Below are 6,439 nucleotides of genomic sequence, written 5' to 3'. Positions count from 1 at the left end.
GGTTGAAGGGATTTTCCCTGTAGGGGCAGTCCCTTGTGGCTGCCCACATCCATCATTTTAGGAGTGACACAGCACTAGCGAAGGTGTTGGAGTATTCAGAAATGGTATTAGACCAAAACGGTAGCCTGCAACAATACGCAGAAATACCCAAGCAAAAACACGCAGGTGGATTTCGGGAACGCACACTGAAGCCCCAACGCACGTTATTTAACCACAAGGAAAAATTAAAAATCCGCAAGGAAAAATTAAAAAAGGAAAATTAAAAAGTGTATGATGAATTAATAGTGTCACCGCGCGTGCTACTCGGTCCAGGACCGAGCGAAGCCAACGCGCGGGTTCTTAAAGCGATGACAACCCCGATGTTGGGGTATTTAGATACCGAATTTGTCCAAGTGATGGATGACACGGTTGGGCTGCTCCGCCGGGTCTTTGGAACTGAAAACAGGTTGACGCTCCCAGTCTCCGGTACGGGGACCGCCGGCATGGAAGCCGCGCTTGCCAACGTTGTCGAACCCGGTGATGGTGTCGTTGTTGGGGTCAAAGGGTATTTTGGCGAGCGAATAGCCGATATCGCCACTCGATGCGGTGGTGTGGTGACAAGGGTAGAAGCGGAATGGGGCACACACATCTCTGCCGAAAAAATCGCTGAAGCCGTTGGGAAAGTGTCTACCCCAAAATTGGTTGCGTTGGTACACGGGGAGACCTCTACTGGTATCCTGCAACCCCTGAAAGATGCCGTTGAGATTGCCCATCAAAGTGGTGCCCTTTTCCTCGCAGATTGTGTGACCAGTCTCGGAGGACAACCCGTAGATATGGATGCTCTCGGCATTGATATTGCATATAGTTGTACCCAAAAATGTCTCGCCGGTCCGCCCGGCCTCTCACCGATCAGTTTCAGTGATCGTGCCGTTGCGGTGATTCGGAACCGAAAAACGCCTATCCAGAGTTTCTATCTCGATATGACGCTCCTCGAAAACTATTGGCACGGTGAAAAGGAAAAGCGGCGTTATCATCACACTGTTTCAATATCCCTCATCTACGCCTTGCGGGAAGCATTGCGCGTTGTCTTGGAAGAGGGATTGGATGTCCGCTATAAACGGCATGTGCACAACGCCCGCGCACTCCTCGCCGGAGCAAAAGCGATCGGTCTGCAACCTGCAGCCGAAGAAGGCTACCGCGCACCGATGCTCACTACATTACGTATTCCTGACGGCATAGACGATACGACGATTCGGAAACGCCTCATCACGGACTACGGCATAGAAATCGGTGCAGGCTTGGGTATCTTTGCTGGAAAGGCGTGGCGAATTGGGCTGATGGGTGAATCCTCAAATGAACGAAACGTTATGCTTGTGCTGAGTGCGTTGGAGAAACTTCTGATTGCGTCAGGGCACAGCGTGGCGCGTGGCACGGCTGTTCACGCTGCATCACAGGTTTATACAGCGTAATGCAAAACTATTCCCATTCAATCGTGCTGGGCGGTTTTGAACTAATATCGTAGACCACACGGTTGATGCCTTGTACTTCATTGATGATACGGTTGGAGATTCTGGCGAGTACATCGGTCGGTATACGTGCCCAATCTGCTGTCATTGCATCACTACTCGTGACGGCGCGGAGCGCGACTGTGTTTTCATACGTCCGCGCGTCGCCCATCACGCCAACGCTTTTGACAGGCAAAAGAACAGCCAAAGCCTGCCAAATTTCGTCGTATAACCCCGCTTTTCTGATTTCAGAGATAAAGATAGCGTCTGCTGAACGAAGCACCTCTAAACGTTCAGGCGTAACCTCGCCCAAAATCCGAACAGCGAGCCCCGGTCCCGGAAATGGGTGTCGTCCAAGGACATACGCCGGCACGTTTAGTTCTGCTCCAACTGCCCGCACTTCGTCTTTGAAAAGTTCCCTAAAAGGCTCAAGCAGTTCAAACGGCATGTCGGATGGAAGTCCACCAACATTATGGTGGGTTTTAATCGTAGCAGACGGTCCCTTCACAGAAACACTCTCTATAACATCGGGATAGAGCGTGCCCTGCGCGAGGAATCGGAAGTTGTGTCCTAATTCTTGCACCGTCGCTTTGAAGGTTTCGATAAACTGTGCCCCAATCACCTTTCGCTTCTTTTCTGGATCCGTCACTCCCGCCAACCCATTGAGAAACGACTCCACTGCATCAATAGCGACGAGCGGAATACCGAGTTGCTCACAAGTCTTGAGCACTTCAGCGGCTTCGTTCTTCCGGAGGAGACCATTGTCAACAAAGACAGGTACAAGCGCATCTCCGATCGCCTGATGTAAAAGCATCGCCAGCACCATTGAATCGATCCCGCCGCTAACAGCACATAGGACGCGCTCATTTCCGACCTGTTCCTGTATTTGAGCTGTGGCACGGGCGATGAAGGCACGCATTGTCCACGTGTTACAACACCCACAGATACGACGCGTGAAGTTCGTCAAAATCTGATCGGCATCCTCGGTATGTTCAACCTCAGGATGGAATTGTAACCCGTAAAACGCGCGTGCGGGATCCGCCATAGCCGCGATAGGGGCGTTCTGGGTTTCTGCGATTGTTTGGAATCCAACGGGTGGTGCCTCAATACGATCGCCGTGGCTCATCCACGCAGAAAACCGTGAAGAAAGTCCTGTAAAGAGTGGGTCGGTTGCGTCAAGCACTTGAAGAGGTGCGTGCCCATATTCTCGTTGTATCGCCGGATAGACCTTTCCACCTGCTAACAGTGCCGCCATAAGCTGCATACCGTAACAGATACCCAATATCGGTGTTTCCAACTCGAAGAGTTTTGGATCAATTTTTGGGGCACCAGCCTCGTAGACGCTTGCGGGTCCACCGCTGAGAATAATTCCCTTTGGTGCAATGGTTTCTATCTGCGCAAGAGGTAACGTATGCGGATAAATTTCGCAGTAGACGTTTTGCTCACGAATGCGTCGGGCAATAAGCTGCGTGTACTGCGACCCGAAATCCAAAATGAGGATAGTTTCTTGCTGTGTGGATGCTGTGTTTCTGTCGTTAGTGTTCTTCATAGACTGGCAGCCTCATGTGTTCGTCCGGCTGTCGTTTTTCTCACTGTAAGGGACTGTTTCGCAATCAATCATGTCACCCGTCTGCGGCTCGAAAATAGCACCGTATGCGCCAAGAGGAGCGAAATCGACATCGCTTGACATCGCCAAACCCGTGTTCGCGTCCTCTAAGTAGTAGCACCCACGGTGCGGATGTCCTGACGTACTGATGGACCGCAGATGATAACAGTGGTTGTGGAACTGAATTGTATTTCCATAAATGATGATATATCTATCTCCAAACAGACGCATTGCGACCTGATTGACGAGATAAGGGTCTTTGTGTTGCACGAGTTTTTAGTTTGTCTTGATAATTATATCAATCCTGCGGTTCTGTTCCTCTTTGTTGGGACCGTCTTCAATAAGAGGCGCGTTTTCTCCCAAACCTACAGGGGTGAGGCGCTCGGCGTTGACCCGTTCTTCAACGAGCACCCTCTTGATTGAGTCCGCACGCCCCATACTTACATTTCGATTGACGTTCGCATTTCCTAAGGCACTTGTGTGTACCTCGATTCGGACGGGGTAACTGCTGAAACTCTCCCGACGTAAGACGCTTGCGAGCTGCTCAAACGTCGCGAAAAATTCTCTTTGAAGTTGTGTACTGCCGTGGGCAAACGCGTTGCCCCTGATACGGATAAGGACGCTATCCCTCTGCTCCATAACGATGGCTTTAGGGATTTGCCTCGCTGCTTTTAGTAAATCCGACTTCGCCGACGTTATGCGTTGTGCGTTTGCAATGGCACGTTTCAGATAATCACTGCCCTCCATGGAACCTGCGATAGCCGTCTCATATTCCTTGTTTACTAATGCGGACTTTGCCTTTGCATAAGCCGTATTGGCAAGTTCATAGAGTCGTGCCTCTAACTGCGGGACCTGTGTGTTTGCTTGTGCCGCGAGATCCGCTTTCAGCGTATCAACCGCTCGTTGTGCTTCCGCTGCACGCCGATCTAACTCCGCTTGTGCGCGTTGCCTAAATTCCGCAGCTTCTGCGATGATGACTGTCTCATCAGCGATTTGTTGTGCTCGCTGCGCAAATTGCTGCGCCTGCTCGTAACGATTGGTGGCCAATTCCTGTTGTGCGCGCTTCAATTGTGCTGTTGCTTCTTGGAATTGTTCTGGTGCGTGTTGGTTGGCATTGAGGTATTGTGCACGCTGAATGATTACTTCCGCCTTCGTAATTGCGATGTGCGCGCTCGTCCTTGCTTCCGCCTCCACCTTCTGGTTTTCCTGCGCCAACTGGTAAAGGTTATCAGCAAGTTTCTGGGCACCCGAGATAGCATCCGCTGCTTCAACGAACGCCTCTTGCACAATGAGACTGGCTATTGAAGCGATTGATGCCTGGGCGCGCTCGTAGTCAGCAGTTTTTTCAATTGCCGGATAGGTATATTTTGAAACATTAACGAGTGATTCTACGCTCATGAGTGACAAGCGCAGTTCGGTTTGACGTAGTGATATTTTTAAATGTGCGAGTTCCGTCGAAAGTTGCTCTGTTTGCTGTTGCCCTTTGTCGCGAGAACTCAAAGCACGCGCGAGTTGTTCCTCAAGGATTGCCTCACGGATACGGGCGATTTCGAGTTCGTGCTCGTGTGCCTTTATAATTTGTTGGTATATCTGTTCTCGGATGGTAACGACTTTTTTCCGAGCGTGGTGCTGCCGCGCTTTTGCGTTGGCGATCTGTGCGACCAATTCTGCCTGATACGCAAATTCAGCACTTTGGGGGATGTCCCCTTTTTCACGCGAGTTCCGAGCGAAATTCAGAAGTTTCACTGCACGCCCGTATTCCTCAGGCACCAAAGGCTCAGCATCCAACGCGGCTGCATCATTGACTGCCTGCTGCGCGTCTTGAAATTGCGTCGCAAGGATGACTTCATCAATCTCTGGTGCAGCACATCCGGATGCGATAATGCATGTAGCTAAAAATAGCAATCCGTAATATTTCATGTTGATAGTTGTCAGTTATCGGTTCGGATTTTCTCCGACAACCACTTCCTCCGTGTCACGCAAACCCAATACTCCCGATTGCCTATCCGTTCAGTCGTTCTACAGTTACAACACTTGATTTTCTTAGAATTTCTGTAACGCCTCAAGTTCAACTCTCATCGCCTCAAGCCTCTGGAGGACCTGGTTGACGTTCTGTTCGGTGAGCGTAAGCTGCGCCTGTGCCTCTTGAACGTTTGCTTCCTCACGAATCGCGATGGCGATCTCAGTTGCGATTCGCGCGTGAAGATACGAGCGAAGTGCGAGTCGATACGCTTGCTCTACATCACCAGCATCCATTGCGCTCTCAGCCGTGACAAGCATCTCTTGAGCGGTGCGAAACGGAGTATCGGCAGCCTCCTGTGCCCCCATCGCGTTGGCAGAAGTCAGTGCTACCTGAGCGTTCTCCATCGTTTCGACGGCAAGTTGCTGTAATTGTCCGCCACATCCGAGCACTACTGTTAGTGTTATGAACCAAATCACCCATTTCATTGTTTTAATTTTCCTATCTGTTCCAAGTTTAGTTGGGCAGGCACAAGACCTCCCCTACAATGCGTGCAAATCTATAGGCATTTTGGAGTAAAAAAGCCTCGCTTGGAGTGGTGCAGGTTGCAACACCCTAAGGCGAGGCTTCTGGTCGTTAATTCCTGAGACGGGTAAATCCGCTAAAATTCAGGACGCTCTGTATAGACACTCACCTTCCGGCGGTATTTGTCTTTTCGCTCAAACCATACATATCCATCAATTTTCGAGAAGAGCGTATAGTCCCTTCCAACCCCAACGTTGTTTCCAGGGTGGATATGCGTTCCACGCTGTCGGGTGAGAATGCTCCCTGCGGTGACATAATTTCCGGAAAATCTTTTGACACCGAGTCGTTTTCCGATACTATCGCGTCCGTTCCGAGTGCTTCCGCCGCCTTTCTTATGAGCCATCAGATTGTTCCTCCACCGCGCCAATAGCGGTAATTTTCACGCGTGTAAACGATTGACGATGTCCTAATTTACGTTTGTAACCTTTACGGCGTTTCGATTTGAACACAACCATCTTTTTTCCGCGTGCCTGTTGAATCACTTCGGCTGTAACTGAAGTATTGTCAAGATAGGGCGAGCCGGCTTGTAACTGACCATCATCGCCAGCGACAGCCAGAACGGATGAGAAGGTGACGCTGTCACCGACCTCTGCATCGAGTTTTTCAATATCAATCAGGTTTCCTACTTCCACCCGATGCTGTTTCCCTCCGCTCGCAAAGACTGCATACATTTTTATATATCACTCCTTTTTGATTCTGGTTAAATTATACCCTAAAAAGACATCAATGTCAATTAATCAATAGGATTTACGCAAAATCCCTTTCTATCAGAATCGGAAGACAAGGAAGATAGGAAGACGGGAA

Annotated in this window: 8 protein-coding genes; 2 read left to right on the top strand and 6 right to left on the bottom strand. The window is 50.1% G+C overall.

The window, feature by feature from the left end; translation table 11 throughout:
• Positions 1 to 101: 101 nt before the first annotated feature.
• Both J4G07_03105 and J4G07_03100 read left to right on the top strand, forming a co-directional pair.
• Positions 102 to 263, top strand: coding sequence for a hypothetical protein (locus tag J4G07_03105; protein ID MCE2412970.1), 162 nt, complete (start codon positions 102 to 104; stop codon positions 261 to 263).
• Between the two features lie 3 nt (positions 264 to 266).
• Positions 267 to 1,448, top strand: coding sequence for an alanine--glyoxylate aminotransferase family protein (locus tag J4G07_03100; GenBank protein ID MCE2412969.1), 1,182 nt, complete (start codon positions 267 to 269; stop codon positions 1,446 to 1,448).
• 7 nt (positions 1,449 to 1,455) lie between these two features.
• Here J4G07_03100 and guaA read toward each other — a convergent pair whose 3' ends face one another.
• The 6 genes from guaA to rplU form a co-directional block, all read right to left on the bottom strand.
• Positions 1,456 to 3,033, bottom strand: a complete 1,578-nt coding sequence (gene guaA / locus J4G07_03095) for a glutamine-hydrolyzing GMP synthase (protein MCE2412968.1) — start codon at positions 3,031 to 3,033, stop codon at positions 1,456 to 1,458.
• 12 nt (positions 3,034 to 3,045) lie between these two features.
• Positions 3,046 to 3,360, bottom strand: coding sequence for a hypothetical protein (locus tag J4G07_03090; protein ID MCE2412967.1), 315 nt, complete (start codon positions 3,358 to 3,360; stop codon positions 3,046 to 3,048).
• Between the two features lie 6 nt (positions 3,361 to 3,366).
• On the bottom strand, positions 3,367 to 4,995 hold the full coding sequence (locus J4G07_03085; GenBank protein ID MCE2412966.1) for an OmpA family protein: 1,629 nt from the start codon (positions 4,993 to 4,995) through the stop codon (positions 3,367 to 3,369).
• A gap of 138 nt (positions 4,996 to 5,133) precedes the next feature.
• Positions 5,134 to 5,538, bottom strand: coding sequence for a DUF4398 domain-containing protein (locus tag J4G07_03080; protein MCE2412965.1), 405 nt, complete (start codon positions 5,536 to 5,538; stop codon positions 5,134 to 5,136).
• A gap of 173 nt (positions 5,539 to 5,711) precedes the next feature.
• Complete coding sequence (rpmA, locus tag J4G07_03075) at positions 5,712 to 5,978, bottom strand: 50S ribosomal protein L27 (protein MCE2412964.1); 267 nt, start codon at positions 5,976 to 5,978, stop codon at positions 5,712 to 5,714.
• Positions 5,968 to 6,306, bottom strand: coding sequence for a 50S ribosomal protein L21 (gene rplU / locus J4G07_03070; GenBank protein ID MCE2412963.1), 339 nt, complete (start codon positions 6,304 to 6,306; stop codon positions 5,968 to 5,970). Before rplU ends, rpmA begins: the two co-directional genes overlap by 11 nt.
• Positions 6,307 to 6,439: the final 133 nt, after the last annotated feature.

The organism is Candidatus Poribacteria bacterium, from assembly GCA_021295715.1.
In the GTDB taxonomy this organism is placed as follows: domain Bacteria; phylum Poribacteria; class WGA-4E; order WGA-4E; family WGA-3G; genus WGA-3G.
This window is presented reverse-complemented; position numbering and strand designations above follow the sequence as displayed.